At 55.9% G+C, this 26,926-nt stretch carries 29 protein-coding genes; 16 read left to right on the top strand and 13 right to left on the bottom strand.

Annotated features, from left to right (window positions below; all coding sequences use genetic code 11):
• Nucleotides 1-36: 36 nt before the first annotated feature.
• From lgt to SADFL11_RS23735, 5 genes are all read left to right on the top strand, one after another.
• Nucleotides 37-930 carry a prolipoprotein diacylglyceryl transferase gene (gene lgt, locus SADFL11_RS23755; protein ID WP_008195434.1) on the top strand — a complete coding sequence of 298 codons (894 nt, stop codon included), beginning with the start codon at nt 37-39 and terminating at the stop codon, nt 928-930.
• A complete protein-coding gene (locus SADFL11_RS23750) occupies nt 927-2,015 on the top strand; it encodes a class I SAM-dependent methyltransferase (protein ID WP_008196887.1) in 1,089 nt (362 codons plus the stop codon). Before lgt ends, SADFL11_RS23750 begins: the two co-directional genes overlap by 4 nt.
• 42 nt (nt 2,016-2,057) lie before the next feature.
• Nucleotides 2,058-2,825: a peptidoglycan editing factor PgeF gene (gene pgeF / locus SADFL11_RS23745; protein WP_008192078.1), complete on the top strand. Its 768-nt coding sequence runs from the start codon at nt 2,058-2,060 to the stop codon at nt 2,823-2,825.
• A gap of 228 nt (nt 2,826-3,053) precedes the next feature.
• Nucleotides 3,054-3,575: a hypothetical protein gene (locus SADFL11_RS23740; protein WP_008196910.1), complete on the top strand. Its 522-nt coding sequence runs from the start codon at nt 3,054-3,056 to the stop codon at nt 3,573-3,575.
• Nucleotides 3,576-3,818: 243 nt separating this feature from the next.
• Nucleotides 3,819-4,751, top strand: a complete 933-nt coding sequence (locus SADFL11_RS23735; RefSeq protein WP_040450899.1) for a ribose-phosphate pyrophosphokinase — start codon at nt 3,819-3,821, stop codon at nt 4,749-4,751.
• Between the two features lie 70 nt (nt 4,752-4,821).
• Here SADFL11_RS23735 and SADFL11_RS23730 read toward each other — a convergent pair whose 3' ends face one another.
• Nucleotides 4,822-5,580: a hypothetical protein gene (locus tag SADFL11_RS23730; RefSeq protein ID WP_008188881.1), complete on the bottom strand. Its 759-nt coding sequence runs from the start codon at nt 5,578-5,580 to the stop codon at nt 4,822-4,824.
• Nucleotides 5,581-5,667: 87 nt separating this feature from the next.
• Here SADFL11_RS23730 and SADFL11_RS23725 point away from each other — a divergent pair, with 87 nt between their 5' ends.
• Both SADFL11_RS23725 and SADFL11_RS23720 read left to right on the top strand, forming a co-directional pair.
• Nucleotides 5,668-6,228 (top strand): MarR family transcriptional regulator, encoded by a 561-nt coding sequence (locus SADFL11_RS23725; protein WP_008194471.1) that lies wholly within the window; start codon nt 5,668-5,670, stop codon nt 6,226-6,228.
• Nucleotides 6,229-6,237: 9 nt separating this feature from the next.
• Nucleotides 6,238-6,924, top strand: coding sequence for an MOSC domain-containing protein (locus tag SADFL11_RS23720; RefSeq protein WP_008195357.1), 687 nt, complete (start codon nt 6,238-6,240; stop codon nt 6,922-6,924).
• Between the two features lie 21 nt (nt 6,925-6,945).
• On the opposite strand, the gene SADFL11_RS23715 is transcribed toward SADFL11_RS23720, so the two are convergent.
• Both SADFL11_RS23715 and SADFL11_RS23710 read right to left on the bottom strand, forming a co-directional pair.
• Nucleotides 6,946-9,072, bottom strand: coding sequence for a methyl-accepting chemotaxis protein (locus SADFL11_RS23715; RefSeq protein WP_008197017.1), 2,127 nt, complete (start codon nt 9,070-9,072; stop codon nt 6,946-6,948).
• Nucleotides 9,073-9,126: 54 nt separating this feature from the next.
• A complete protein-coding gene (locus tag SADFL11_RS23710) occupies nt 9,127-9,696 on the bottom strand; it encodes a PDC sensor domain-containing protein (protein WP_040450900.1) in 570 nt (189 codons plus the stop codon).
• 368 nt (nt 9,697-10,064) lie between these two features.
• Here SADFL11_RS23710 and SADFL11_RS23705 point away from each other — a divergent pair, with 368 nt between their 5' ends.
• From SADFL11_RS23705 to SADFL11_RS23685, 5 genes are all read left to right on the top strand, one after another.
• Nucleotides 10,065-10,688 (top strand): 50S ribosomal protein L25/general stress protein Ctc, encoded by a 624-nt coding sequence (locus tag SADFL11_RS23705; RefSeq protein ID WP_040450901.1) that lies wholly within the window; start codon nt 10,065-10,067, stop codon nt 10,686-10,688.
• A 118-nt stretch (nt 10,689-10,806) separates the two neighbouring features.
• Entirely contained in the window at nt 10,807-11,553 is a 747-nt protein-coding gene (pth, locus tag SADFL11_RS23700) for an aminoacyl-tRNA hydrolase (protein WP_008196041.1), read from the top strand.
• Between the two features lie 94 nt (nt 11,554-11,647).
• Nucleotides 11,648-12,664: a ribonuclease T2 family protein gene (locus SADFL11_RS23695; RefSeq protein WP_040452412.1), complete on the top strand. Its 1,017-nt coding sequence runs from the start codon at nt 11,648-11,650 to the stop codon at nt 12,662-12,664.
• 202 nt (nt 12,665-12,866) lie between these two features.
• Entirely contained in the window at nt 12,867-13,967 is a 1,101-nt protein-coding gene (gene ychF, locus SADFL11_RS23690; RefSeq protein WP_008195267.1) for a redox-regulated ATPase YchF, read from the top strand.
• 106 nt (nt 13,968-14,073) lie between these two features.
• The gene (locus SADFL11_RS23685) at nt 14,074-14,760 is read left to right on the top strand and encodes a fumarylacetoacetate hydrolase family protein (RefSeq protein ID WP_040450902.1); all 687 of its coding nucleotides are present in this window, start codon (nt 14,074-14,076) and stop codon (nt 14,758-14,760) included.
• 67 nt (nt 14,761-14,827) lie between these two features.
• On the opposite strand, the gene SADFL11_RS25360 is transcribed toward SADFL11_RS23685, so the two are convergent.
• Nucleotides 14,828-14,989: a hypothetical protein gene (locus SADFL11_RS25360; protein ID WP_167579029.1), complete on the bottom strand. Its 162-nt coding sequence runs from the start codon at nt 14,987-14,989 to the stop codon at nt 14,828-14,830.
• Between the two features lie 223 nt (nt 14,990-15,212).
• Between SADFL11_RS25360 and SADFL11_RS23680 the strand changes: the two genes are divergently transcribed.
• Nucleotides 15,213-16,988, top strand: a complete 1,776-nt coding sequence (locus SADFL11_RS23680) for an SLC13 family permease (RefSeq protein WP_008191906.1) — start codon at nt 15,213-15,215, stop codon at nt 16,986-16,988.
• Nucleotides 16,989-17,000: 12 nt separating this feature from the next.
• On the opposite strand, the gene SADFL11_RS23675 is transcribed toward SADFL11_RS23680, so the two are convergent.
• Entirely contained in the window at nt 17,001-18,284 is a 1,284-nt protein-coding gene (locus SADFL11_RS23675; RefSeq protein WP_008193995.1) for an MFS transporter, read from the bottom strand.
• 304 nt (nt 18,285-18,588) lie between these two features.
• Between SADFL11_RS23675 and SADFL11_RS23670 the strand changes: the two genes are divergently transcribed.
• The 3 genes from SADFL11_RS23670 to SADFL11_RS23660 all read left to right on the top strand — a co-directional run bounded on the left by SADFL11_RS23670 (nt 18,589) and on the right by SADFL11_RS23660 (nt 19,957).
• Entirely contained in the window at nt 18,589-18,951 is a 363-nt protein-coding gene (locus SADFL11_RS23670; RefSeq protein ID WP_134853122.1) for a hypothetical protein, read from the top strand.
• Between the two features lie 71 nt (nt 18,952-19,022).
• Complete coding sequence (locus SADFL11_RS23665) at nt 19,023-19,481, top strand: MaoC family dehydratase (protein WP_008189691.1); 459 nt, start codon at nt 19,023-19,025, stop codon at nt 19,479-19,481.
• Nucleotides 19,478-19,957 (top strand): MaoC family dehydratase, encoded by a 480-nt coding sequence (locus SADFL11_RS23660; protein WP_008192900.1) that lies wholly within the window; start codon nt 19,478-19,480, stop codon nt 19,955-19,957. Before SADFL11_RS23665 ends, SADFL11_RS23660 begins: the two co-directional genes overlap by 4 nt.
• Before the next feature lie 24 nt (nt 19,958-19,981).
• Here the strand turns inward: SADFL11_RS23660 and SADFL11_RS23655 are convergent, their stop codons facing one another.
• The 8 genes from SADFL11_RS23655 to petA form a co-directional block, all read right to left on the bottom strand.
• Nucleotides 19,982-21,004 carry a methyltransferase gene (locus tag SADFL11_RS23655; RefSeq protein WP_040452415.1) on the bottom strand — a complete coding sequence of 341 codons (1,023 nt, stop codon included), beginning with the start codon at nt 21,002-21,004 and terminating at the stop codon, nt 19,982-19,984.
• A 173-nt stretch (nt 21,005-21,177) separates the two neighbouring features.
• Nucleotides 21,178-21,657 carry a GNAT family N-acetyltransferase gene (locus tag SADFL11_RS23650; protein WP_008193891.1) on the bottom strand — a complete coding sequence of 160 codons (480 nt, stop codon included), beginning with the start codon at nt 21,655-21,657 and terminating at the stop codon, nt 21,178-21,180.
• A 60-nt stretch (nt 21,658-21,717) separates the two neighbouring features.
• Nucleotides 21,718-22,380 (bottom strand): 5,6-dimethylbenzimidazole synthase, encoded by a 663-nt coding sequence (gene bluB / locus SADFL11_RS23645; protein WP_008191571.1) that lies wholly within the window; start codon nt 22,378-22,380, stop codon nt 21,718-21,720.
• Nucleotides 22,381-22,386: 6 nt separating this feature from the next.
• A complete protein-coding gene (locus SADFL11_RS23640; RefSeq protein WP_008190496.1) occupies nt 22,387-22,935 on the bottom strand; it encodes an adenine phosphoribosyltransferase in 549 nt (182 codons plus the stop codon).
• Nucleotides 22,936-23,056: 121 nt separating this feature from the next.
• Nucleotides 23,057-23,935 (bottom strand): S-methyl-5'-thioadenosine phosphorylase, encoded by an 879-nt coding sequence (locus tag SADFL11_RS23635; RefSeq protein WP_008196901.1) that lies wholly within the window; start codon nt 23,933-23,935, stop codon nt 23,057-23,059.
• A gap of 131 nt (nt 23,936-24,066) precedes the next feature.
• Nucleotides 24,067-24,906, bottom strand: coding sequence for a cytochrome c1 (locus SADFL11_RS23630; RefSeq protein WP_008193504.1), 840 nt, complete (start codon nt 24,904-24,906; stop codon nt 24,067-24,069).
• A gap of 30 nt (nt 24,907-24,936) precedes the next feature.
• Nucleotides 24,937-26,202: a cytochrome b gene (locus SADFL11_RS23625; RefSeq protein WP_008195181.1), complete on the bottom strand. Its 1,266-nt coding sequence runs from the start codon at nt 26,200-26,202 to the stop codon at nt 24,937-24,939.
• Between the two features lie 26 nt (nt 26,203-26,228).
• The gene (petA, locus tag SADFL11_RS23620; protein WP_008191519.1) at nt 26,229-26,789 is read right to left on the bottom strand and encodes a ubiquinol-cytochrome c reductase iron-sulfur subunit; all 561 of its coding nucleotides are present in this window, start codon (nt 26,787-26,789) and stop codon (nt 26,229-26,231) included.
• Between the last annotated feature and the right edge of the window lie 137 nt (nt 26,790-26,926).

Raw genomic sequence — 26,926 nt, 5'->3', positions numbered from 1 at the left:
ACCCCGAAGACGTGATGCACGGTGGCTTGACGGCCGATGCGAGATCGCGCATGCGTTGCCCACATCGGCATTTACTCCGAAACCGAGGGTCCCAGCTTGCCACCGCTTCTCGCCATTCCGTTTCCAGCGATTGATCCAGTTATCGTCGAAATAGGTCCGTTTGCCCTGCGCTGGTATGCGTTGGCCTACATCGTCGGCATTGTTTTGGCGTGGCGGTACATGAGAGCCCTTGTGCTCAACGATACTCTCTGGGGACCACGAAACCGTCCCACCCCGGTCGACTTGGACGACTTTGTCCTGTGGGGGACACTGGGCATTATTCTGGGCGGACGTCTTGGATATGTCCTTTTCTACAATCCCGCATATTACCTCGCGAACCCGGGGGAAATTCTGGCTATCTGGTCAGGTGGCATGTCGTTTCACGGCGGCTTTGCCGGGACGGTTATTGCCATGATGCTGTTTGCCTGGAAACGCGGGCTCTCGTTGTGGACCCTGTTTGACCTTGCCGGCTGTGCTGCGCCCATCGGCATTTTCTTCGGCCGGATGGCGAATTTCATCAACAGCGAGCTATGGGGACGTCCGACAGATGTCCCATGGGCCGTTGTCTTTCCAAACGCCGGACCTGAACCGCGCCACCCGAGCCAGCTTTATGAAGCCGCTCTGGAAGGCGTGATTCTGTTTCTGGTGCTCCGTCTCTTGAGCCATCGCTTCAAACTGCTACAGCGGCCAGGCTTTCTTGCCGGCGCTTTCGCTTGCGGCTACGGCGTTGGACGCTCGATCGTCGAGCTGTATCGGGTCCCTGATGCCCATATTGGATATTTGAGCGGGTTCCTGACGATGGGAATGCTCTTGTCACTTCCGATGATCCTTGCCGGGATCGCGTTGATGGTCTGGTCTGTGAAACGAACTCCGCGGGCAGCTGATCAGTGACCGAACTCAAAGAGAAGCTGCGCCAACAGATCGCAGCCGAAGGTCCTATTACTGTCGCCACCTATATGGCCCGCTGCCTCGGCGATCCGGAGTATGGGTACTATACCACCCGGGAGCCGTTCGGACGGAAAGGCGACTTCATTACGGCGCCGGAAGTCAGCCAGATGTTTGGCGAACTCATCGGCGCAGTCTGCCTCAAAGCTTATGAAACGCTGGGCGCTCCGAGCAATTTCCAGTTGGTGGAGCTCGGCCCAGGCCGCGGAACGCTCATGGCCGACTTTCTACGTGTGGCGTTTCATCGACCGGAGTTCTTGGAGGCAGCCACACTTAATCTCGTTGAGATAAGCCCGAGGTTGCGGCAGGTTCAAACGCAGACACTTCGGAACACTCAGCTTCCGCCTAACTTCCGGAACACATTTCAGGATGTGCCGGATGGCCCGTTAATCGTGATTGCAAACGAGTTTTTTGACGCGCTCCCGATCCACCAGTTCGTCAAGACAGTGAATGGTTGGAACGAACGCATGGTCGGACTTGATGCGTCAGGTAGACTGGAATTTGGCGTGGGCCCTGCACAGCTGCCAACTGACGCTATTCCCCCTGCCGCAATGAAAGCTCCGGAGGGGAGCATTCTGGAGACGCAGCCCGCGGCCAATGCAGTCGCTGAAGAAATTGCCACGCGTATTGTGGAGCATGGCGGTTTTGCGCTTTTCATTGATTACGGCTACGCCCAAACGGCGCCAGGCGATACCCTGCAAGCCCTCTACCGGCATGCTTATAATGATGTTCTAGCACATCCCGGCGAGGCAGATCTCACCGCACATGTGAATTTCGAGGCACTCGCAACTGCGGCAAGGAGGGCGGGTGCAGTACCGCTTCCACTCCTCTCTCAAGGCACATTTTTGCTTCAGTCAGGGCTTTTGGAACGCGCTGGCGCTCTTGGCGCCGGAAAATCACCAGCAGAACAGGATGCAATCCGGGATGCGGTCGAACGGCTTGCCGCTCCGGACCAGATGGGCGACCTTTTCAAAGTTCTAGCGATAGCGCCCAAGGGACATGTCTTTGCTCCTTTCGAACCGGCAAGTTAGAGGCGCCCGCAAGACCTTGCGGTGATACACGATGGAGACCGAATGAAAATCGAGGCAAACGAGCTCAATTGCGATGGGGTCACGCACGGTTTTTTCACGCGCAACGGCGGTGTATCCAGAGGCTTTTACGAGAGCTTGAACATCGGGCTGGGCTCTGATGACGAACGGCCTCTGGTCCTTGAAAATCGGAAGCGGATTGCAGAGACATTAGGCATCGCGCCGGAGTACCTTGTCTCGCCTTACCAGATCCATTCTCCGGATGTGATCACGGTCGAAGGCCCTTGGGCAGAAGGCGCAGATCGCAAAGCTGATGCGCTGGTAACAAAAACCCCGAATGTGGCTCTCGGGGTAGCGACCGCGGACTGCGGACCGATTCTCTTTGCCGATCCGGAAGCCAAGGTTATTGGTGCAGCGCATTCCGGATGGAAGGGGGCGATCTCAGGTGTCATGGAAAACACCGTTGAGGCCATGGAAAAGCTCGGCGCGAACAAACACAACATCCGCGCTGTACTCGGACCGACGATCTCACAGAACTCCTATGAGGTCGGACAGGAGTTCTTCGAACGGTTTGCAGATATGTCGCAGGCGAATGAGAGATATTTCATACCTTCGTCGCGCGCGGAACATTACATGTTCGATCTGCCTGTCTTCATTACGAACCGCCTGAAGGACCTCGGCCTTGCAAAGGTCGCTTCAATCGATGTCTGTACCTATGTGGACGAGAACCGTTTTTTTTCTTATCGGCGAACAACGCATCGCAAGGAACCGGATTACGGGCGCCAAATCAGTGCCATCATGATCGGTGCGTAAGGACAACTCCGGCTAGAAGCGGGCCGTTCTGGATCGAAAATACTGGAGTAACCTGCCTATTTCGCAGTTAATAGGACCGTAACGGTGGTTAGCTGCACCGGTTCTGCACCAAGCCTCTCGACCTACCGGACAAGTCGGGCTAAACCAGAAACCAAATCGGGGTGGGGTTCGGCAATTGCCGGGATCTGGCCCAAACGCCATTTGAGAGAATTCAGGCCAGCCGTCTAAATGCCCCATAAAACCGAATTCCCTATTTTACGGATCCTCAAAGTCGTTGGAGGACTCCTGCTGATAGGGGGCCTTGCTGCCTGTCAGGGCGCAAATCCTCCGCCAGCGGCGATCAACACGACACCGGTCGCACCAAGCTTCATCCAACCGATTGATGAACAACAGGGCACGACCTTTGCCTTTGAGCCCTTCACGGGTGCTCCCGGCAACATTGCCGATGAGCTGTCCAATGAAATTGGTCAACAGGCTGCCCTGCGCGGCCTCACGCTCGTGCGGCGCGTCGGTGCTGACGCGACCTACCGGGTGAACGGATATCTCTCAGCGACGGGCCAACCTGGCAAAGGTACGGTGTTTTATGTTTTCGACATCGTTGACCGATCAGGACGTCGCCTGAAACGCATTTCGGGTGCAGAGGAAACCGGAGGCTCTACTGGCGACCCCTGGACCGGAGCAACGTCCACGGTTCTGACCCGCATCGCAGAACGGTCTGTGGTTGAAATTTCTGCCTGGCTCAACCGATAAGGTCAACTTTAACCGGATAAATCAAAACCGGCGTCATAAAAACTAAAAAAACCGCATCTGACACCCTCAGCGCGGTTGTCGTCTGTCCGGTTGGTTGTTACAACGCCGCCGCCTGCCGAAGGTTTTCCCCCTAGAAGGCTTTGGGCAATCGGCACCTTGAACGACTTAACGCCCCAACCGCGTGTTTGCTTGGCCGATCTTGGCCCTACAAACCCGGCTCCGCACCAGAAGGACTTGCGGCTTATGAAGATCGTCGCGGGCAATTCCAACCGAGCCCTGGCCGAGGAAATCTCCCAATATTTGGATGTTCCATTGGCCAAATGTCAGGTCCGGCGCTTCGCCGACCAGGAAATCTTCGTCGAAATCCAGGAGAATGTGCGCGGTGAGGACGTCTTTGTCGTCCAGCCGACCAGCTACCCGGCCAATGACCACCTTATGGAGCTGCTCATCATAATCGATGCGCTGCGCCGGTCATCTGCCCGCAGAATCACTGCCGTTATCCCTTACTTCGGATATGCCCGCCAGGACCGCCGCGCCTCCGGCCGGACACCCGTCTCGGCCAAGCTTGTTGCCAACTTGATCACGGAAGCCGGTGCTGACCGCGTCCTGACACTGGATCTGCACGCCGGCCAAATCCAGGGTTTCTTCGATATTCCGACGGACAACCTCTTCGCCGCACCTGTCATGACCCGCGACATCAAGGAACGCTATGCGACCGACAATGTCATGGTCGTCTCGCCGGATGTCGGCGGTGTGGTTCGTGCCCGTGCCCTTGCAAAGCGCATTGAAGCTCCGCTGTCCATCGTCGACAAACGCCGCGACAAACCTGGAGAATCGGAAGTCATGAACATCATTGGTGATGTGAATGGCTGTGACTGCATCCTGGTTGATGACATCGTCGACAGTGGTGGCACGCTCTGCAATGCAGCAGATGCGCTCCTCGCCAAGGGTGCCAAATCTGTTACCGCCTATATCACCCACGGTGTTTTGTCCGGCGGTGCTGTTGCCCGTGTGACCTCCTCCAAGCTGAAGGAACTGGTGATCACCAACTCCATCGAGCCGACGGCTGCAATCACTGCCGCGCCGAACATTCGCGCGATCTCGATTGCTCCGCTGATGGGCGAAGCAATCAACCGGACAGCCTTGGAAAAATCGGTTTCCAGCTTGTTTAACTGATTGGTCCCATAGACTGTTTGAAAGCGCCGGTTTTGCCGGCGCTTTTTTGTTTGAATGAAACCATATCCGATCAGTTGAGTTTACCGGGCAGACTGAGGTCTCCAGAAGCCACATCGAATACGTCGACGACGCACAGCAGCGGGGCGTGGATGTTCTGATTGACGCGCAGTGCCGACGTCACGCCGTCGTAGGACATACCATCAGCTACTGCTGGATCATCAAAACTGACATTGATCGTGATCTCTTTGCTTTTGAGCACCGGAGAGAAACCCGGACTGTCGATGTAAATCGGCAGTCCCGGCCAAGTCGCCGGCATTTTGGGCGAGGCCCCATCCGGGATATCCTTCACTGACAGAGCCCCCGACCCGCAGGCTTCATTGGGTGTCAAAACGACCCAATGCGAATGCCATTTGGCGCCGTCATTTGTGAGATCCGCGTCCCCATCTTCATCAAACAAGGGCGTATCGTCAAAATCCGGGTGAGACGTCGCAACCAGCGCCAGGATCCCGTCTTCGCTTTCAAAACCGACAGCGTCCGGCTTCAATGACGTCGGCCAAACATAGGCTTCAACCGGAGCGCCGGCGAGTTGACCGACCGGTTCAGGCGTCGTGGCCCCGGCTATTCCCTTGAGTGTCATGTGAAAGGTCACGGCGCGGCCTGACCGGTGCACGTGCGCGGCCAGAATATCGTAGTTCTGGTCTATTTCGGCATTCTCGGGCGACAGCACTGCGCCCTTTTGATGAATGGCATGATCGCTGTGTGACCCGCCTGCCAAGGCGGCAATCGGCAAGGCAGCAAGGACAAGGCTTCCAGCTAGTGTCTTCAACATGGGTGTTCTCCTTTTCAAAAAGACACCTCCTAATTAATAGCGACTCGATACTATTGCAAGTTTAATTTCGACTCGCTATAAAAAGGCATGACCAACGACCGCGAACACCCCCGTTTCATCTCAGATCTGATTGACCGCCTCGGCAGACTAAACGCGGCCGAAGAATGGAACGGACCGCTCAACCCGTCACAATTCGCTGCACTGTCCTATCTCGCCCGGGCAAACAGGTTTTCACGGGCGCCGTCTCATGTGGCCGACTACCTGGCAACCACCAGAGGCACAGCATCTCAAACCTTGAAAGCGCTGGCCCGGAAAGAGCTAATTGCCGAATCGCGACTTGAAGAAGACAAGCGCAGCATTCGTTATGACGTGACAACTGACGGGCGCGCGTTGCTGGCCGCGCAATCTGCAATGTCGTCCGCGATTTCGGCACTTGAGGCTCCGAACGCTGCAGCGCTAAAGGACGGGCTGACGGCGCTGGTTATGAAGCTTCTGGAACAACGCGGTGCGAAGTCCTTCGGTCTTTGCAAAGAATGCCGGCACCATCAATCAACGGAATCCGGTGGGTACTGCCACCTTCTGGACGTTCCGTTGAAGCTGCAAGAAACCGAACAGATTTGCCATGAGCACACTCCCACCACAGGATGATTTTCAAAGATGAGAACCGCACAGATCTTGGGCGTATATGCCGGAAAACCTGAGGACAGATGGGGAGGGAAAGCACCCTCTTCGATCCGCAAATCTCTGATAAAGGGAGCTGTCCAGCTTACAGAAACCGGGATCGCGGAAGACCAGCAGGCGGATCTTGCCGTCCATGGCGGTCCTGAGAAAGCGCTGCACCACTATCCTTCGGAACACTACGCCAATTGGGCGGAGCGTTTTGGCACTTCCCTGTTCGCATACGAACCCGGGACATTTGGCGAAAACATCTCGTCGTCCGGCTTTACCGAAGAAGACCTTTGCATAGGCGATGTTTTTGCCGCCGGCACCGCCCGTCTTCAAATCTGCCAGGGCCGGCAGCCATGCTGGAAGCTTAACATGCACACCCAGAACCCTGCCCTTGCGGCGCATTTTCAGAAAACTGGCAAAACGGGCTGGTACTACCGGGTTCTGGAAACCGGCGTTTTCAAGGCAGGCGACAGTATGACCTTGATCGACCGGCCCTGTCCGGATTGGAACCTGAAAGACGTGATCTTTGCCCGGTTCAACCCAAAGTTGGAGAGCAGCACGGCGTCCGCACTTGCCAACCTGGCCGTACTTGCCGACCCATGGCGGGCCGCCTTCGCAAAGAAGGTCGACCCGGATTTTGTGGAAGATACATCACGACGGCTACCGGGAAGCTAGACGCTATCGAGCATGCGAACCCTAAGCAGCTTCAACAGCTTTGAGGAAACGGTCCACCGTCCCGCGAAGGTCTTCGGTTTTGTCGGCCACGTCATTGGACGCCCGCAAGACGTCGCCAGCGGACGAGCTTGTCATCTGCGACTTTTCGCTGATTGCCACCATCGATCCCGCGACCGACCGCGTTCCTTGAGCAGCTTCCTGGACGTTCGCAGAAATCTCGGTTGTCGCCTGTCCCTGCTCCTGAACTGCTGACGCGATGTTTCCGGTGTAATTGTCCACCGTTGCCATGGTTTCCGCGATTGTTCCGATCGCCGAAACGGCTTCTTTCGTTGCCGTCTGAACTTCAGACACTTGCGCCTCAATCTGCTCAGTTGCCTTGGCCGTTTGTGTCGCCAATTCCTTGACTTCGGACGCAACAACCGCAAAGCCGCGGCCCGCCTCTCCGGCGCGTGCAGCCTCAATCGTCGCATTGAGAGCCAGAAGGTTGGTCTGCTCGGCAATATCAGAGATCAGGTTCACAACGTCGCCGATGCTCTGGGCAAGCTGCGCCAGCCCGCCAATCCGCTCGTTGGTTTCCTGAGCTGAACCAAGTGCTGCCCGGATAATCTCCGTGGTGCTGTCAACTTGCCGGCCAATCTCCTGAATGGATGCAGACAGCTCTTCAGAGGCAGAGGCCACGGTCTGAACATTTGCAGACGCCTGCTCGGAGGCAGCTGATGCGTTCGTCGCCTCGCCGGATGTTTCATCCGCAATTCCGTTCAGGCCCTCGGCGGCCGCCTGCATCTGGTTGTTGTTATGAACAACCGTATCAAGCATTTGTTCGACTTCATCGCGGAAGGTTTCGATCAAGGAACTGACCCGATGGGCTTGTTCTTGTTGAGCTTGCTGGTTAGCGCTCTGCTCTGCCTCCAACCGTTCACGCTCCAAAGCATTCTCCCGGAAGACAGCGACCGTGTCGGCGATTTCCTTGATCTCATCATCGGAAGTTTGCTTGGGGACATTTACTGCCGTATCGCCTTTTGCTAGTGCGCCCATGACACCCGCCAATCCATTGATCCGGCGAGACAACTGAACAGACACCCAAAGGCCGAGTACCCCGGCGCCAAGTGCGCAGATCACCGCGATCGCCACCGTCCAATTCCGCAGCTTCGCGAGCGGAGCGAGGACTTCAGCCGCGCTCTGCACGACGACAAGAGCATAGTCTTTGCCGAGATATTCAAACGGCACTGCCGCTGCGAATGATTCTTGTCCCTGCAGATCGTCCAAAACCTGGAATTCCGGCGCGCCGCCCAGCGCATTAAGAATTGGACTGCCCTGAAGCAAATCGCTCGTCACTTCGTCGACATCGGGTGTCCGAACACTGTCGTTTTGAATGATACCGTGAGCGTTGACCAAAAACACATTCCCTGTCTCACCAAGGCCGGCATACTTGCCAAGCATGTTGCTGACACGGGAGACAGCGGTCTCATAGATAGCAACACCGATGACCTTTGATCCGACCGAAATCGGCACTGACAAGAAACCAACAGGCTTGTCTGTGGGTCCGGGATAGTGCTCTACATCGAAAACATGCGCCTGATCCGGAGCGCCTGCCAAGGCCGCCTCATAAGCCTTGGCTGCTGCCGAACCGGTCCATTCGGTTGACTTTAGATTTTGGGCAAAATCAGAATTTTTCTGAACGCTGTAAACGACGTCACCATCCAGATTAATCAGAAGGATCTCGTCAAAGCTGTTGGATTCGGCGAATGCCCGCATTGCAGGATGATGCTTGGTGTGTGCCCGGTCATAGGGCTTGCGGCCGGCCTTGACCAAATCAGCGCGTTGATCCGCCGGATGCGGATTGTCCGTGACATACACCTTGGTCAGAGTCGCCTGCGCCTTGTCTCCGTATTTCGCCCAGTTTTTATCGAAATCGGAATAGGCAGCCCTCAGTCCCTTGCCGGATGCGTGATCTGTTACAAGAGCCTGTTTAGAAGACAAATAATCTGTCAGGGCGTCCTTGCGGCTTTCAGCGAGGCCCATGAGCTTTTCTTGAGCCAGATCCCGAACAGATTGTGCTCCGGACATGTAGCTCGCAATACCGACACCAGCTGAACAGAACAATGCAATCCCGACCATGATGGCGGGAAGTTTCTGAGAGACTTTCAATGGCTTTGCTCCGCAAAGGACATGGGCAAGGCTCCCGCCTTGCCCGTTGAAATATTATAGATTTTCGACGTTCACACCGAACGTGACGGCACCGATTGGCTCATCACTATCCGGATCAACAACCGGCACACTGACCTGGCTCTGCAGAAGCTGAGTGCTGTCATCTTCTTCAAGATCACTGATGTGCACAGAGCCCGAACCCGCGCCATAGGTGTCTTGCCATTTGGCTTCATCGCCTTGCCAGTAGTCAGAGGTCACATCGCTCTGACCAACATTGAGGCCCTTGGCATCCATCACGAAGATTTCGGTAAAGAGACCATCGCTGCCGTCTTGCAGATCGGCCAGATATCCGGACAGATCGTTTTCAAGCACGGCATCGATCATCGGCTGATCAACTGCTTCTGCTTCAGCGCGCCAGGTCTTGTCGAGCTCGTCGATTTTGGCCTGATCGTGACCGGCAGTTTGTGTGTTCTGTGCCTTTACAGCTGCAATCACTTCAGAAGAGGACGCGATTTCGGCGATTTGGCCGTTCGCCAGTTCTTCCAGCTCGGCCTTAAATTCATTCGCGTTGGCGGCACCGGTTGCAAGGAGCACAAATACCGCGGACTTCAAAAACGTTTTCATGGATCGCTCTCCGTTGAGTTCCGTAACGACATTCAACGCGGCAAACCTTAATCACATATGCATAGTCGCTTATGCTTATTGATTGAATTACTTTTAACTTCAACCAAAAAGATGTATTGTAAAACCAATAATCTACACAAACCAAATAACACTCGATGGTTGATTATTTTTACTTTTGAGAACTAGCAGAATTGACGATAGTCGTGCGCCCATCGGAGCCGCTTGCTTTTCAAATGGGTTTCAGCTATATCGCGCACGCGCCTGCACCCCTGGAGGAGGCGCTCGTAGGACCGATCCCGGACAACTGATCGAACATCATTCGGTGACCCTGTTCGCCGGTCCGTTACATATACCTATAGGAGTTTGCCATGGCTTCCAGCTATGAGCTGAAGGCGTCGGCACGGGACCGTGTGGGCAAGGGGGCTGCACGGTCACTGCGTCGCGAAGGCCTTCTACCTGCCGTGATCTACGGCGACAAGAAACCGGCTTTGCCGATCACCATTCCGGTGAAAGAAACCACCCTCACCCTGCACAAGGGCGGTTTCCTGACACACATCGGAACCATCGACGTTGACGGTGAAAAGCACCAGGTCATCGCCAAGGACTTCCAGCTGCACCCAGTGCGCGACGATGTTCTCCACGTTGATTTCCTGCGTGTGTCCGGCAACACGACCCTAACGGTCGATATCCCGGTGACTTTCATCAACGAAGAAACCTGCCCGGGCCTGAAAAAAGGCGGCATGCTGAACGTCGTTCGTCATACTGTCGAACTGATCGTTCCGGCGAATGCCATCCCGGAAACACTGGTCTTCGACCTCGCGAAAGTGGACATCGGCGACACGCTGCACATCTCGGCAACCACCCTGCCGGAAGGCGCGCAGCCGACCATCACCGATCGTGACTTCACCGTCGCAACACTTGCTGCTCCTGGCGGCGGTGTACAGGACGACGACGGAGAAGCCGAAGGTGGTGAAGAAGAGACAAGCGAATAAGCTTGATCCTTCGATAAATTTGCAGAAGGCGGCATCGCCTTCTGCACTTACGGCAGCCGTTTTCGGCTGCCTTTTCGTTTCAGCACCCTGATTTTCAAAGAACGCACAGGGACAGATCATGAGACTGATTGTCGGCCTTGGAAATCCCGGCGGTAAATACGCCCGCAACCGCCATAACATTGGTTTTATGGCACTTGATGAGATCCACCGCCGTAATTCCGGTTTCCAACCTTGGCGCGCTCGGTTCCAGGGTCAAGTCTCCGAAGGACGGCTGGGCAGCGAAAAAGTGCTGTTGCTCAAGCCCTCCACCTACATGAATGAATCCGGCCGCGCTGTTGGCGAAGCCATGCGCTTTTTCAAAATCGAGCCGGAAGACATTGTCGTCATCTACGATGAACTGGATCTCCCACCTGCCAAATTCCGGATGAAGAAGGGCGGTGGCCATGGCGGCCATAACGGTCTGCGGTCAATATCGGCGCATATTGGCCAGGAGTACCGGCGTTTGCGGCTTGGGATCGGCCATCCGGGCGATAAAAAACTCGTCTCCAACTATGTCCTCGGCGACTTTTCCAAGGCGGACCAAGACTGGCTGAACCCGCTGCTTGCAGAAGTTGCTGATCAGGCTGGCCTTTTGGCGGAAGCAAAGGACAGCCAGTTTGCCAACAAGATGACATTGGCGCTCGAACCGGAAAAAGCTCAGCGCGGCAACAAGGCGGCCTCCCAAAAACCGGAAAAGGCCCCCAAGCCCAAACAGCAGAGCCATATTCGTCAGGCCCGCCAGAACAAACCCGCCGCGAAATTGCCCAAGTCAGGCCCGATGGCGGACATGCTGAAAAAGCTTTTGGGCGGTGGCGACAACACATAAAACACAATTAGGGATTTTAAATCACGCGACCGCACGTCATACTGTGGTAATCTGCATCAGGATAATGGCCCCAAGCTTGATAAAGGGGGAAATCATGCGCCGCATTGTTTTTGCATGCGTTGTTCTGGGGCTCACACTAACGCCTGCGGCTGCCTTCAAGAAACTTGAAGGCTACTTTATCGCCGAACAAGCCTGCGAAGCGTACCAAAGCAAGAACAGGCAGACCAACCCCGGCAACGTCTTAACGTCACCGCGGATTGCCTACGACATCAAGGGCATCAACAAACAAGGCGGCGATTATTTCCAGATCCAGGTTGACGATGCTCCGGTTACGCAGCTCCGCTGGGTCAGCACATCTTGCGGTGTGCATGTGATGGACGCAGGCACGGTGACTGTCGATCCTGTCGTCGACACTGGGATCACGCCTGTTACAGGTGGACAGGAATCCACAGACAATCTGCTGACCCTCAGCTGGCAGCCTGCCTTTTGTGAAATCCGGCCCGGCAAGCAGGAGTGCCAGGATCTGAATTCAGGTAATCTGCCGCACACAACCCGGCAGCTATCCATTCACGGGCTCTGGCCGCAACCGAAAGGCAACGACTATTGCGGTGTGTCAGCGTCTGTTCGAAACCTCGACAAACCGGGCAACTGGCACCTCCTCCCCGCGCCTGAGATTGACACCGAAACGGCCGACGCACTCGCCGCGTCCATGCCCGGTTTTGCAAGCTTCCTGCATTATCACGAGTGGATCAAACACGGCACCTGCTACTTTGGTGACGGCGGCGCGGACGAGTATTATGACGACACCCTTTATTTGACCGGGCTTGTAAACGATTCAGCCGTCGGCGACTTGTTCTTCAACAATGTCGGCCGTCAAGTTTCCGGCGCCCAAATTCGGGCCGCCTTTGATGACGCCTTCGGTGTTGGCACAGGCGCACGGGTCCTGATCAAGTGTACAAACGATGGCGGCCGGACGTTGATCAACGAGATTTGGCTCAGTCTGAAAGGCCAGATCACCCCTACTTCGGATCTGGGCGAACTTATGCTCGCCGCAAACGAAACTGGGATGGGCTGCACTGACGGACTGATCGATCCGACCGGGCTGCAATAAGCAGACAAGGCTTCCGTCGTCCGGCGGGGTCAGAGCGGATCCGGTAGAAGTAAATCAAGCGCCCGCACTCTAAACTGCTCCTTCTTTCAGCACTTCCATGGTGTTCGCAAGCAGCTTGGAACCGCCAAACCCTTGACCTTGCCGGTCCCCTCGGGCATGAAGCGCGGCAACAGTTTCAGACACAAACCGAAAGCGAACTCCAATGGGTTTCCAGTGCGGCATTGTCGGACTGCCGAATGTCGGCAAGTCCACGCTTTTTAATGCGCTGACCAAGACAGCTGCGGCACAGGCCGCAAACTATCCGTTCTGCACAATCGAGCCGAACACCGGCGAAGTTGCCGTGCCGGATCCGCGCCTCTATGCAATTCGCGATATTGCGCAATCCAAGGAAGTGATCCCGACGCGTATTACCTTCGTGGACATTGCAGGCCTTGTGCGCGGTGCTTCCAAGGGTGAGGGTCTCGGCAACCAGTTCCTGGCGAACATCCGCGAAGTCGATGCCATCGCGCACGTTTTGCGGTGTTTTGAAGACGATGACATCACCCACGTGGATGGTGCGATCGACCCGATCGCCGATGCCGATACGGTCGAGACCGAACTCATGGTCTCCGACATGGAAAGCCTGGAAAAGCGCATCGCGCCGCTGAAGAAAAAAGCAACTGGTGGCGACAAGGAAGCAAAGGCAGTCCTGCCGATCATGGAAGGCGCACTGGCGTTGCTGCAGGACGGCAAACCTGCCCGCATGCTGGAAACAGCGGACGCGGAAGAAGCGAAGATGCTGCAGGGCCTCAATCTTCTGACATCCAAGCCGGTTCTTTATGTCTGCAACGTTGATGAGGCGTCCGCAGGCGAAGGCAACGAACTGTCCCGGAAAGTCGCAGAAAAGGCGGCCGCGGAAGGTGCAGTTGCTGTTGTGATTTCCGCTGCGATCGAAGCTGAAATCTCTCAGCTCGACAAGGAGGAACAGGAAGAATTCCTGGAGACCATCGGACTGGAAGAACCTGGCCTCGACCGGATGATCCGGGCCGGCTACGAGCTGCTCGGCCTGATCACCTATTTCACGGCTGGGCCAAAAGAAACCCGCGCCTGGACCATCACCGACGGCACCAAGGCACCGGGTGCCGCCGGCGTCATTCACACGGACTTTGAACGCGGTTTCATTCGTGCACAGACCATTGCCTATGACGATTACACGTCGCTCGGCGGCGAGAGCGCTGCAAAGGAAGCCGGAAAGGCCCGCGACGAAGGCAAGGAGTACATCGTCAAGGACGGTGACGTTCTCCTCTTCAAGTTCAACACTTGATATGAAGTCACAGCCCGGGCGCCTGCCCGGGCTTTTTTCTTAGCGGCTGTGAGACTTCCCCAATCGCGCTCACCCAAACTCGACACTCCAGGTAGAGCCTTCGACCATGCGGACTTTCGTTTTTGCTCCTCCTGCCGTGCCTGCAGTTCCCGTTGACGGCACCAGCGACCTCTTCCCGGTCCGCCGCGTCTACTGCATTGGCCGGAATTACGCCGCCCACGCCGTGGAGATGGGGCACGACCCGGACAAGGAACCGCCGTTCTTCTTTCAGAAAAATCCGGACAATCTCAACACCTCCGGCACCTTTCCTTATCCGCCAAAATCTGACGACGTACATCACGAGATCGAACTGGCTGTCGCTTTGAAATCAGGCGGGCGCAACATTCCGGTCAACAAGGCGCTGGATCATTTATTCGGGTATGCCGTTTCGCTCGACATGACACGGCGCGATCTTCAAGGAAACGCAAAGAAGATGGGCCGCCCCTGGGAGATCGGAAAGGCGTTTGAGCAGTCCGCCCCCATCACGCCAATTGTCCCGGCAGCCGATTGTGGTCATCTTTCCGAAGGCAAGATCCAGCTCACGGTAAACGGCGATCTGCGCCAAGAAGGCGATCTCAACCAAATGATCTGGAAGGTCCCGGAAATGATCTCCTATCTTTCGGAGTATTTCGAGCTGTCGCCAGGAGATGTCATCCAAACCGGCACGCCTGCAGGCGTTGGGCCGGTTGTGCGCGGCGACAAGCTGGTTGGGTCAGTAGAGGGATTGCCTACCCTGGAAGTCACTGTGATTTAAAGCAGATAGCGCCTGCTCAAGTCCGGACAAAAAGATCCCCCGGAACATCCTGAGCCCGGGGGATCTCTCAACTTACATTCAAACCCTGCATAACCAAGGGGTTCGGACCGGCTTCATCGCGCCACTTCCGGGGCACCAAACGATGGTGCCGAGACTTTGCATAATATTCAATGCGGTCGTAGTAGTCGTTGGCTTCGCAGCGGATGGTCGTTTTTGACACTTTGCTCATTTCTGTTTTCCTTTCCAGTTGGTCTGTTCCTGCCTGGAAAAGCATGTGGTGTTTGAATGTGTCCGATAGATGTTCAGAACATTACGGGTTCCTAAATTCCGCACTCAGCATATTGATTTGCGTGCCATACGGAGCATTCCGAAAAACCGCTCGACGCTGAACGCCAATCCGGCCTAAGTTTCAGCACCTTCTAGGCGACGCGAACGGATCGGAGAATTCCAAGGTGACGCTCGATCAGATACTGCTGTTTTCACTCTTCGCAGTCGTCTTCGCCCTGCTGATTTGGGGCAAAATCCGCTTCGACCTGGTCGCCTTTGCCGCCCTGATCCTCGCAGCATTCCTGGACCTTGTCCCTTCGGATCAAGTCTTTTCCGGCTTCGGTCACCCTGCGGTCATCATCATCGCCCTTGTGTTGATCGTGTCGCGCGGACTGATGAATTCCGGGGCCGTGGAACTGGTTGCCAAGTACCTGTTCTCTGCATCCCGCAGCCTGTCTGGTCATATCGGCATCATGGCCATCGTTGGTGCCGGACTGTCCGGCATTATCAACAATGTGGCAGCTCTCGCGCTTCTGATGCCGCTGGATCTGGAAGCCGCCAAGAAAGCTGCGCGGTCTCCTGGCCTGTCGTTGATGCCTCTTTCCTTCGCAACGATCCTTGGCGGCATGATCACATTGATCGGAACACCGCCCAATATTGTGATTGCCCAGTACCGGTCAGACGCGCTCGGGTCGCCGTTTTCCATGTTCGATTTCGCCCCAGTCGGCCTTGTTGTCGCGATCAGCGGCATCGCCTTTGTGACGTTGATCGGCTGGCGGCTGTTGCCGGCGCGATTCCGGCAGGCGCCCGAAACCGACAGCATGGCCGAGGGGCTCTACAGCGCGGAATTGAAGGTCGGCAAACTGCCCGAAGACAAGGACCTCACGCTTGGCGATCTTTATCCGGTCGCGGACGAAAAAGATGTCGCGATCATCGGACTGGTGCGCCATGGCAGCCGCATCAGAGGGTTTGCCCGCCGGGAACTGATCAAGGAGAACGACTTCATTCTCGTAGAAGGCGATCCGAAGGCCATCGAAACCTTCATGGGAGCGGCAAAACTGGAGTTCGCCGGATCCGAACGCCACAAAGGCGGTTTGACGGGAGGCGCTTTGAGCCTCACCGAGGCTATTGTTCCAGATACGGCGCGCATCAATGGCTCGTCGGCCTTTCAGCTCAGGCTTCTCTACGGTCATGGCGTGACGCTGCTGGGGATTTCCCGTGCGGGGCGCCGGATCCAAAACCGTGTCCGGCATGAAACGATCCGGCCAGGTGATGTCCTCTTGCTGCTTGGTTCATCCGATCGATTGGAGATGGCAGTTCAATGGCTTGGCGTGTTTCCGCTGGAAGGCAGGACCACCGGAATGATCCAGCGCAACAAGGCTCGGCTGGCCATATTGGGCTTCGTTCTTGCGATCGCAGCAGCTGTCGCAGGGTTCGCTTACCTTCCGGTCGCGCTCGCTGCCTGCGTCGTCCTTTATGCAGCGACCGGCCTCGTCAGCGGTTCGGATGTCTACACAGCCGTCGAATGGAAAGTGATCGTGCTTCTCGGCTCGCTGATCCCTCTCGGAAAGGCGTTTGAAGCGGCAGGCAATGCTCAGATCATCGCCGATGGAATTCTGGCCCTGACGGCCGGAGCACCAGCCTGGGTGACGTTGGCGGTTTTGATGGCCGTCACCATGACCTTGTCCGATTTCCTGAATAACGTCGCGACGTGCCTGATCGCAGCCCCTATCTCGGTTCAGATCGCAAACAGTCTTGGTGTCAATCCCGACCCGTTTTTGATGGCGGTCGCGGTTGCCGGTTCCTGTGCCTTTCTGACCCCAATTGGGCACAAGAATAACACGATCATCATGGGACCCGGCGGATACCGCTTCGGCGATTACTGGCGCATCGGCCTTCCGCTGGAAGTGCTGGTTTTGGCTGTTGGCATTCCGGCGATCCTGGTGTTCTGGCCGCTTTAGAGCAGGGAGCCCTTACTCGGGCTCAACAGACATGGGCCCTGCCCGCGCGATGTGTTTCGGGATCCGCCAGATCACGATTGCAGACAGGATCGAAACGAGCACGATGTAGTAGGCTGGTGCAAACGTGTCGCCGGTTTCGTGCACAAGGTAGGTTGCCACAAAAGGCGTTGTGCCCCCGAACACCGCCAGGCAGATATTGTAGCCAATAGCTACTGTACTGCATCGCAGGTGCTGCGGCGCCATTTGTGTTAATGCGGTAATCGACAGTGCCCACCCGGCTGTACTGGCAAGCGTAAGTCCCAACTGACCGATAAAGACCAGTTCCAGCTTGGTGGACAGCATCAGCCACCAGCAGGGCAATGCCAGAACGATCGCGCTGATGGCTGCGCCCATCATAGCGGCTCTGAGGCCGACCTTGTCAGCAAGGTACCCGCAGACCGGCACAAACAAGGCCATGATGACGAGATTTACAGTCGTGATGTCCAGCGCTTCGGCGGATGTGAAGCCGGGTTCACTGCCGATGTAGGTCACGGCGTAGACGAAGATCACAAAATAGATCACGGATACCGGGATCACGAGCACCACCATCTCGAAAATGAGACCGGGAAACCGCTTCAAGGTGTGCAACACCGGTGAGCCCAATTCCCACTCTTGGGCTTTGGGAGCGGCTTCGGTCAGATGCCGCCGGAGGACGGTGCTCAAAAAAGCAATCAAACCTCCAACAACGAACGGGATCCGCCAGCCCCAGCTGTGCATCTGTTCATCGGTCAAAACGTTGCTGATCAGCGTTGGCACGGCAGACCCCAGAACACAGCCCCACATCATCGCAAACGCAATCCAGGAGCCGGTCAATGCCCGGCGGTCTGCAGGAGCTTGTTCGACGATGAGCACGCCAGATGTCGTGTATTCGCCCGCAACTGATATACCCTGGGCGATCCGGATCAGGACGAGGAGAACAGCAGCTGTAATGCCAATCTGGTCATAAGTCGGTAATGCCGCAATGGCGACTGATCCCAAACCCATCGTCATCACTGAAGCGATCAGAACAGGTTTACGGCCGAACCGGTCACCGATATGCCCAAACAGCAGGCTGCCTACCGGCCTCGCTGCATATCCGACTGCCAGCACCGCGAATGCTGACAACAGCGAAGCGACTTTGTCCTCGGAAGGAAAGAACAGAACAGCAATTGTGGAGGCCATGAAGCCGTAAACAGTGAAGTCGTACCACTCCAGAACATTTCCGCTGGCCGCGGCCAAAATGGACCGGCCACGGCTTTGCTTTATCTGTGTGGTCATATCGGTCTGAGTAAACCTCTTGGCAGGGGAACATGGGAATGCGATTAGATTGGAGGGTCTGACTACTTCAAGTGATACCAACCCGGCTGTTCTCAAAAATCGAAGTCCGGTTATGTCCCACAGTGTGCGGGGAGTTTCCTTTCGTCAAGCTGATGACTGCAGGCCAACAACAGCTCGGTCATGGGCGGCTCTGGTGAGACGTCCTGTCTGTCAGTAAAAATCCCATTTTCTCTTGAGAACCCGCCAAAAGTAACGTGTTATGCATGCGTCAGGTAAAAAAAGTCCGGCATATCAGGGGGACACCATGAAGTATTTCTTATCTGCTGCTGCAGGCGTAGGCTTTGCATTAACCGCGAGTTTTGCCTTTGCGCAAGGCACGGGCTCGGAAGGCTATTTCCAAGTTTACAACAACACTGAGGGCAACATTGCCGTCGGTTTCTACACAAATGGCGGTGATGGCTGGAGCGATAACTGGCTGGGCGATGCCTTGATGCCCGGTCAAAACGCCCAAGCAGCGTTCAATGCAGATACCGGTAATTGCGATCAGGTCTTCCAGATCGGATGGCTCGGCGCTGACGACAGCGAAGTGCTCGACGAGCCGATTGCCATCGACATTTGCGCAGCCAGCAATGTCTATCTCGATGACAATGAGATTTACTACGACTGAACAATCGGTAAGATTGCGCATCCTCATAGCGCGGCCTGCCGCGCTATGCCTCTCTAATTACACAGCTATTGATGCCAGACATATATCATTTTGAAGACTTCGAGCCCGGACAGGTTTTTGAACTGGGCAGCGTGACCGCAAGCAAAGACGAGATTATCGAGTTCGCCGAAGAGTTCGACCCGCAACCGTTTCATCTCGATGAAGAGGCCGGGAAAGCCTCCATGCTCGGCGGGCTGGCAGCATCCGGCTGGCACACCGGGTCGATGGTGATGCGTTTGCTCGCCACCAATCTCTTGAACAACTCCACCGGGCAAGGCTCGCCCGGCATAGATGAACTGAAGTGGCAAAGCCCGGTCTATCCAGGAGACACACTCACGGCAAAAGCTGAGGTTCTGGCGAGCAAGGAGCTACGATCCAAGCCCGACCTGGGGATCGTGACATTTCGCATCACGGCGACCAATCAAGATCAGAAACAGGTGATGTTTTGGGAAAATCCCATTCTGTTCCTGAAGCGGGGGGCCGCTCAATGACCAAGTATTTCGAGGAGATTGAAGTCGGTGAAAAGATCGAGTTGGGCATGCACACATTTAAAGCCGACGACATCATCCGCTTCGCTGAAAAATACGACCCTCAGCCCTTTCACCTCAGCGAAGAAGGGGCGGCCAAAACGCATTTCGGCCGATTGTGCGCCTCCGGCTGGCATACGGCGTCCGTCTTCATGAAGCTGCTGGTGGCAACCAACAAACGTTTGATTGAAGCGGCTCAAAGTGAAGGGCGCGTGCCCGCCCGTGTGGGTCCGTCTCCGGGTTTTGAAAAACTGAGGTGGATCAAACCGGTATTTGCTGGTGATACGCTGACCTATCAACGCGTCGTCACGGGCAAGACTGAAAGCCGCAGCCGGCCGGAGTGGGGCATCGTCCATTCCGACATGGTCGCACGCAATCAGAATGACGAACCGGTATTCTCTTTCAAAGCAAACGTCTTCGTGGAGCGGCGCAGGGACTGATACGGCCGCTTCCCTATGCGGAAATCATGCTGGCTTGCGCCCAAAGACCAAAGATGTCATGCCCGGGATCATCTCCTTGATAGTGACGTCCTTGAACCCCGCTGCTTCCATAAGACCCGAGACGTATGTGCTCGTAATGGACTTGGCTTCCGGGTTGAATGCGGTGTGTTGAAGCTGCCACAAAGCGGCAAGTTTCGGCCCTTCGCGGCTTTCATCGACCATGAAATCATGCACCATATAGGTGCCGCCGGGCGTCAAGGTGTCCATCGACTTCCGAACCAGACCTGGGATGGACGCACCGGGGACACCAGAGAATAGATAGGACATCAGAACCGCATCCGCTTGTGCGGGCCAAGTGTCCTTTAGTGCATTTCCAGGTTGATACGTGATCCGGTTTTCCAAGCCTTCTGCTTCAATAAAACCTTTTCCGACCTCAGCAACGTTCGGAAAGTCCAAAATTGTAGAACGCAGCCCGGGATAGGCTTTGCAAAGCGAAATGGAAAACGCGCCTGTTCCCCCCCCTATATCGAGAAGTTTTCTAACGCTTGAAAGATCGACCAACTTGGCAAGGCTGCGCCCTGGTCCTAGCGAGCCAGCATGCTGGGATTGGGAGTAAAGTTCAGCCTCTTGCGCGTCACTGAACCATTCTTCGTAGGATGCGACCTGCTCTTCTTCCAGAGTCCCCTCAAGAGCATCGTTTAACTGAGTCATAAACGGGTACATCTGACGGTCTATCTGAAACCTTAGATAGTCTCCAAAATCGTACTTTTTCCCTTTCACCAGAAAGGCTTCGGCAGCGGGTGAATTTGTAAACCCATCTCCATCGCGACGCACAAGCCCAAGCGCCGTTAAGGCTGTCAAGAGTGTCGTTGCACGCTCGGTATCCAGATTAGAACCCTCAGCAACTTCAGAAGGAAGCAAGGTTTTTTCCGACAATAATGAGAAAACATCAGAGTTGAGCGCAGAAAAGAGCGCCTTGGATCCCATAAAACCAAAGGCGATATCTGAAATATCTTCCGCGGATTCTAAACACTTGGCAGCAGACAATTTTTTACCTCCATCGTCGAAGCCGAAAATCAACGACTTGACGAACCAAAAAACATCAAAACTTGAGACTTGGGAATTATAACTATTGTGCAACGCAAAGCAAATGCGTTCCCGGCATGGACTGCATTACAGGGAAACCCATCTACTTTCGGGAAGTTCGGCGCCGCTAACGGCTATAGGCTTCGGGCGAAAAACACTTCATCGTGGATTTCAATGCCGTAATCCCCGGTCAGCGGAATACCGGGATTCTTCTCACGCTCGGCATCGATCACGCCGAACCCGATGCGCTCCAATCGGAACCCACGCCGCTGGTAGAACCGGAACGCATCCAGATTGTCGTTGGATGTCCGAACCGTCAAGCGGTGGATGTGGCTCGCTTTCGCCTCTTCCACCACGGCCTGAAGCAAACGGCTGCCAACACCGTCCCAACGGTTAAAAGAGTCGAGCGTCAGGATTTCCCACTCCTCCGGCCGCTTGATCAAGGTCACCAGTCCGACAAGCTCGCCGTCCGCGCGGGCTGTGTAGCCGGGCAGCCGCGACGCATCGATGGTTTCGTTTTCGATGATCATATCCGGCGAAGTCCACCGGTCATTCAACAGCTGCAGGACATCTGCATGATCTTCGGCTGTCGTTGCATGAATGGTCACAGACATGATGGTTCCTAACTACAAACAACACGCGGTCAGCGGCAGTCCCTCAAAGCGGCAGGTATGCTAGCGGCGAAACAAGCGCTCGTCCAATGGGCTTCGCGATTGCCAACGGGCGCGCTCAAGTTCGGGGGCGATGTGTTCTTCTTCCGGGTATCCGACACAGAGATACGCCACGAAATGCCAGTTTGGGTCAACTTTTAGAATTTCGCCGATCTTCTCCGGGTCCAGAATTGACACCCAACCAACCCCGACACCCTCGGTGCGAGCTGCAAGCCAAAAGGTGTGGATCATGCTGACGGTGGAATAGGCCAGCGTTTCGGGCATCGTCGCCCGCCCAAGTCCATGACCCTGGCCCGGATTTGGCTCGCTGAAGACCGCCAGATGGACGGGCGCTTCTTTCAACCCAGCCAATTTAAGCTGGCGGTAAAGTGCTGCCTTTTCGTCCTCGTAGGCAGAAGCAGCGTAAGCATTTTCCGCCTCGAAACTCGCAACGACGCTCGCCCGCTTCTCCGCACTCTGCACAGTCACGATGCGCCAGGGTTGGCTGTTCCCAACTGAGGGCGCCAGATCTGCCAGCTCAAGGAGATGCTTAAGCTTATCAGGATCGATCGGGTCCGTCCGGAAGCGGCGCACGTCCCGCCGCCATCTTAACAGACTCTCAAACTCAGATCGAAATTCGTCCGAAAACGCCGGTTTATCGGTTTCTCCAGATCCGCTCGCCGCCATCCGCAATCAGTGCCCTGGGAACTCAACCAGGGTCCGGACGGGGACACTCAATTCTTCCAGCTTTTTCCGGCCGCCAAGATCGGGAAGATCAACGATGAAACATGCAGCTTCAATATTTGCCCCCATGGATCTCAAGAGTTTGCAGGCCGCTTCCGCAGTGCCACCAGTCGCAATGAGATCGTCGACCAGGATCACCCGGTCGCCTGGCTGGATTGCATCCTTGTGCATTTCCATTTCATCCAGGCCATATTCCAGGGAATAGGCAATGCGCACGGTTTCGTGCGGCAGCTTGCCCTTCTTGCGGATGGGCACAAAACCTGCAGACAACTGGTGGGCAACCGCCCCACCCAGAATGAAACCGCGAGCTTCTATCCCGGCAATCTGATCAACCTTGGACCCGGCCCAAGGCTGAACCAGCGCATCGACTGCGCGCCGGAATGCCCGAGCATTGCCGAGCAGAGTGGTGATGTCGCGAAAAAGGATGCCCTCTTTGGGATAGTCCTTGATTGTTCTAACGGCACTGATCAGTTCATCACGAATTGTCTGATCGGTCATTTTGCTCTCTTTCCTGCAAAAACAATGTCGCGCAACACAATCCGCTGCACAGCCCCGACCGACGCTTATATCAAGATTACCGCGCCGGTCGAAGTCTTTTGATGGTTATGAGATGTAGGTGTCAGCTGCGATTCAAGACACGCCCTGCAACCGCATCGAGTTTGGCGACTAATTCCGGATCGCGCTTTTCCGGCGCAGTCATCAGGGCAAATTCAAGAGCAGTGTCGGAGCCGGCCGGACAGGATTGATGCTCTCTGGGAAGGTCTTTAGCAACACGGGCGACCAGTCTTTGCGCATTGGCCGCATTGTCATGCAGGACTTTCAAAATTGCCTGAATGTCGACTTCACCATGGTCCGGATGCCAGCTGTCATAGTCGGTCACCATGGCAACGGTCGCATAGGAGATTTCCGCTTCCCGCGCGAGCTTGGCCTCCGGCATGTTCGTCATGCCAATAACATCGCAATTCCAGGTCCGGTAAAGTTCACTTTCCGCAAGCGACGAAAACTGCGGACCTTCCATAGCGAGATAGGTCCCGCCCTTATGGTATTTCAGGCCTTCCGCTTCCGCCGCTGCGGCAACGGCGTCAACCAGTTTCGGGCTGACTGGAGTTGCCATGGAGACATGGGCCACACATCCGGTCCCGAAGAAGCTCTTTTCACGTGCGATTGTACGATCGATGAACTGATCGACCAGCACAAACATGCCCGGTTCATGCTCTTCTTTTAAAGAGCCGCACGCAGAGACGGATAGAAGATCCGTTACACCGCACCGCTTCATGACGTCAATATTGGCGCGGTAATTGATCGTCGTCGGCGAATAGACATGCCCCCGGCCGTGGCGCGGCAGGAATACTATCTTGAGACCGTCAATCGTCCCGATCCGAACCTGATCCGACGGCGTGCCCCATGGACTTTCGACGCTGATCCATTGCGCATCCTCAAGACCAGGAAGGTCATAGATCCCGGATCCGCCAATAATCCCCAGAACTGCGTCGCTCATTTTGCCCTCGCTGGATGAGTTCCTGAATTACCGTTTTGCTTAACAACCCGAGCCAGCAATGAACAGCGGGCAAATGAAAAAAGGCGGGCTCAATGCCCGCCTTTTTCCGAGTGCTTCTTTATGCTTGGAGCTTAGTGCTCGACGTCGCGCCAGATCTTCTTCTTGGTGAAGTAAAGCATGCCAGCGAAAACGATGAGGAACAGCATCACTCGGAAGCCGATCTTCTTGCGGTCTTCCAAATGCGGCTCAGCGGCCCACATCATGAACGCAGAAACGTCGCGCGCATAATTCTCAACAGTCATCGGTGTGCCATCGGTGTACTCAACGGCTTCCTCGAAAAGAGGCGGCGCCATCGAGATAAACTCACCAGCCAAGAAGGAATGGTTGTAGTACTGGCCAACCGGAACTTCCACGCCCTCTGGCGGATCGACGTAACCCGTCAGCAATGAGTAGATGTAGTCTGGACCGTTTTCCTGGTACTGGGTGAAGATGTCAAAAACAAACCCAGGGAAACCGCGCTGCGGCGCGCGCGCTTTCGCGAGGAGCGAAAAGTCCGGCGGATACGCCCCATTGTTGGCCGCACGCGCCGCGTTTTCATTCGGAAACGGCGACGGGAAGCGGTCAGCCAGGATTGCCGGACGATCGTACATGTCGCCGAAATCATCCGGGCCATCTACAACCGTGTAGTCTGCAGCAATTGCTTTGGCCTGGTCTTCGGTAAAGCTCGGACCGCCGTCCTCCGCCAGGTTACGGAATGCAACACGGCTCAATGCATGACAGGCTGAACAGTTTTCGACGTAGACCTTGAAGCCACGTTGCAACTGCGCACGGTCGTAGTAACCGAACGGTCCGGCAAAGGACCAATCCTGATAATCGATTTCAACCTTCGCTCCAGCGGCAAAAGCCGGGGATGCGATGGCGAGAGCCGCCACCGCTGCGAGGGAACGAACCATTGTGATCATGGTTTTCATTGTCTCAAATAACTCCCGATCCGGTTCGCGTTATTTCGTTTCCGGTGCGGCTGCTGCGCCGACCGGTGTGCCGGATCCGCCCTTGAGCACCGACTCGGAGATTGATGCCGGAAGTGGCTTCGGTTTCTCCAGGAAGCCCAACAGCGGCAGGGCGATAAGGAAGTAGGCAAAGTAGATGGTGGTGCAGATCTGGGACATGATCACGTAGATCCCTTCCGCCGGCATGGCGCCGAGGTAGCCCAGAACCACAGCGTTCGCTGCAAAGATCCAGAAGAACTGCTTGAACAGCGGACGGTAGGCACCGGAGCGGACCTTGGAAGTGTCCAGCCACGGCAGGATGAACAGCACCGCAATCGCACCAAACATCAGAACAACACCGCCGAGCTTGTCCGGAACAGCGCGCAAGATCGCGTAGAACGGCAAGAAGTACCATTCAGGAACGATGTGCGCCGGCGTGACGAGCGGGTTCGCCTCGATGTAGTTGTCGGCGTGACCCAGGTAGTTCGGCAGATAGAAGACGAAGTACGCGAAGAGGATCATGAACACGACAATCGCGAACAGGTCCTTGATCGTGTAGTACGGATGGAACGGGATCGTGTCCTGTTTGGTCTTCGGCTGGACGCCTGTCGGGTTGTTGTTGCCAGTGGTGTGGAACGCCCACACGTGCAGCAGGACAACACCGAAGATCATGAACGGCAGCAGATAGTGCAGCGAGAAGAAGCGTGTCAGCGTCGGATTGTCGACCGCAAAGCCGCCCCACAGCCAGATCACTACACTCTCACCGACAACCGGGATTGCCGAGAACAGGTTGGTGATAACAGTCGCGCCCCAGAAGGACATCTGCCCCCATGGCAGAACGTAACCCATGAATGCGGTTGCCATCATCAAAAGGAAGATGATTACACCCAGGATCCAGGAGATTTCGCGCGGAGCCTTGTATGACCCGTAATACAATCCACGGAAAATGTGAATGTATACGGCGATGAAGAACATCGACGCGCCGTTGGCGTGCAGGTAACGCAGCATCCAGCCGAAGTTCACATCGCGCATGATGTGCTCAACGCTGTCAAATGCCGCGGTTGTGCTAGCCGTGTAGTGCATCACGAGCACGATCCCTGTCAGGATCTGCGCAATGAGCACAAAGAAAAGGATCCCGCCGAAGGTCCAGAAATAATTCAGGTTCTTCGGTGTCGGAAAGTCGACGAAAGATCCGCGTACGAGCGATATGACCGGCAAACGGCTCTCAAGCCACTTTGCCGCAGCGCTCTGCGGTACATATTCAGAATGTCCAGCCATGGCTGCCTCCAGATTAACTCGTGCCGTTAGCCGATCTTGATGGTGGTCTCGCTGACCATCTCAAGCGGCGGAATGAGCAGGTTCTCAGGCGCCGGGCCCTTACGGATCCGGCCGGCGGTGTCGTAGTGCGAGCCGTGGCACGGGCAGAACCAGCCGCCGTACTCACCAGCATCACCCACTGGGACGCAGCCAAGGTGTGTGCAGATACCAACTTGAACCAGCAGCTTCTCATTGCCCTCGATGCCGCGGTTCACGTCCGTCGCTTCGGCGTCGGCAGGAAGGTTGGCGTTGCGTGCGAGCGGGTCCGGCAGATCCGAAACCGCAACAGCATTCGCGTCTTCCACTTCCGCATCCGTACGGTTGCGGATGAAGACCGGCTTACCACGCCATTTCACGCTGATAGACTGCCCCTCTTCCACGGCAGAGACGTCGACTTCAATAGAAGCCAGAGCCAAAGCGGAGGCATCCGGGTTCATCTGATCGATGAATGGCCATACCAGCGCGCCAGCGCCGACGACACCCATAGCGCCGGTCGCAATGTAGAGGAAATCTCGGCGGGTCGGTTCCGCCTGATCCGTATTTGCCAAGGTCGCGTCCTCTCGAAACCAGTTTATTCTGTACCGAAAGCCCGTCGCACGTCCGGGCCCGTCCCTGAGATCAAGGATAGGCAGACCAGTGCCGGGCTCAACGGTTGCCGGGTGCGGCAGATTTCCGCACCGGGCAA

The sequence above is a fragment of the Roseibium alexandrii DFL-11 genome (genome assembly GCF_000158095.2).
Classification (GTDB): Bacteria; Pseudomonadota; Alphaproteobacteria; order Rhizobiales; family Stappiaceae; genus Roseibium; species Roseibium alexandrii.
Note: the sequence above shows the minus strand (reverse complement) of the source record. Positions and strands in the feature narration are given on the sequence as shown.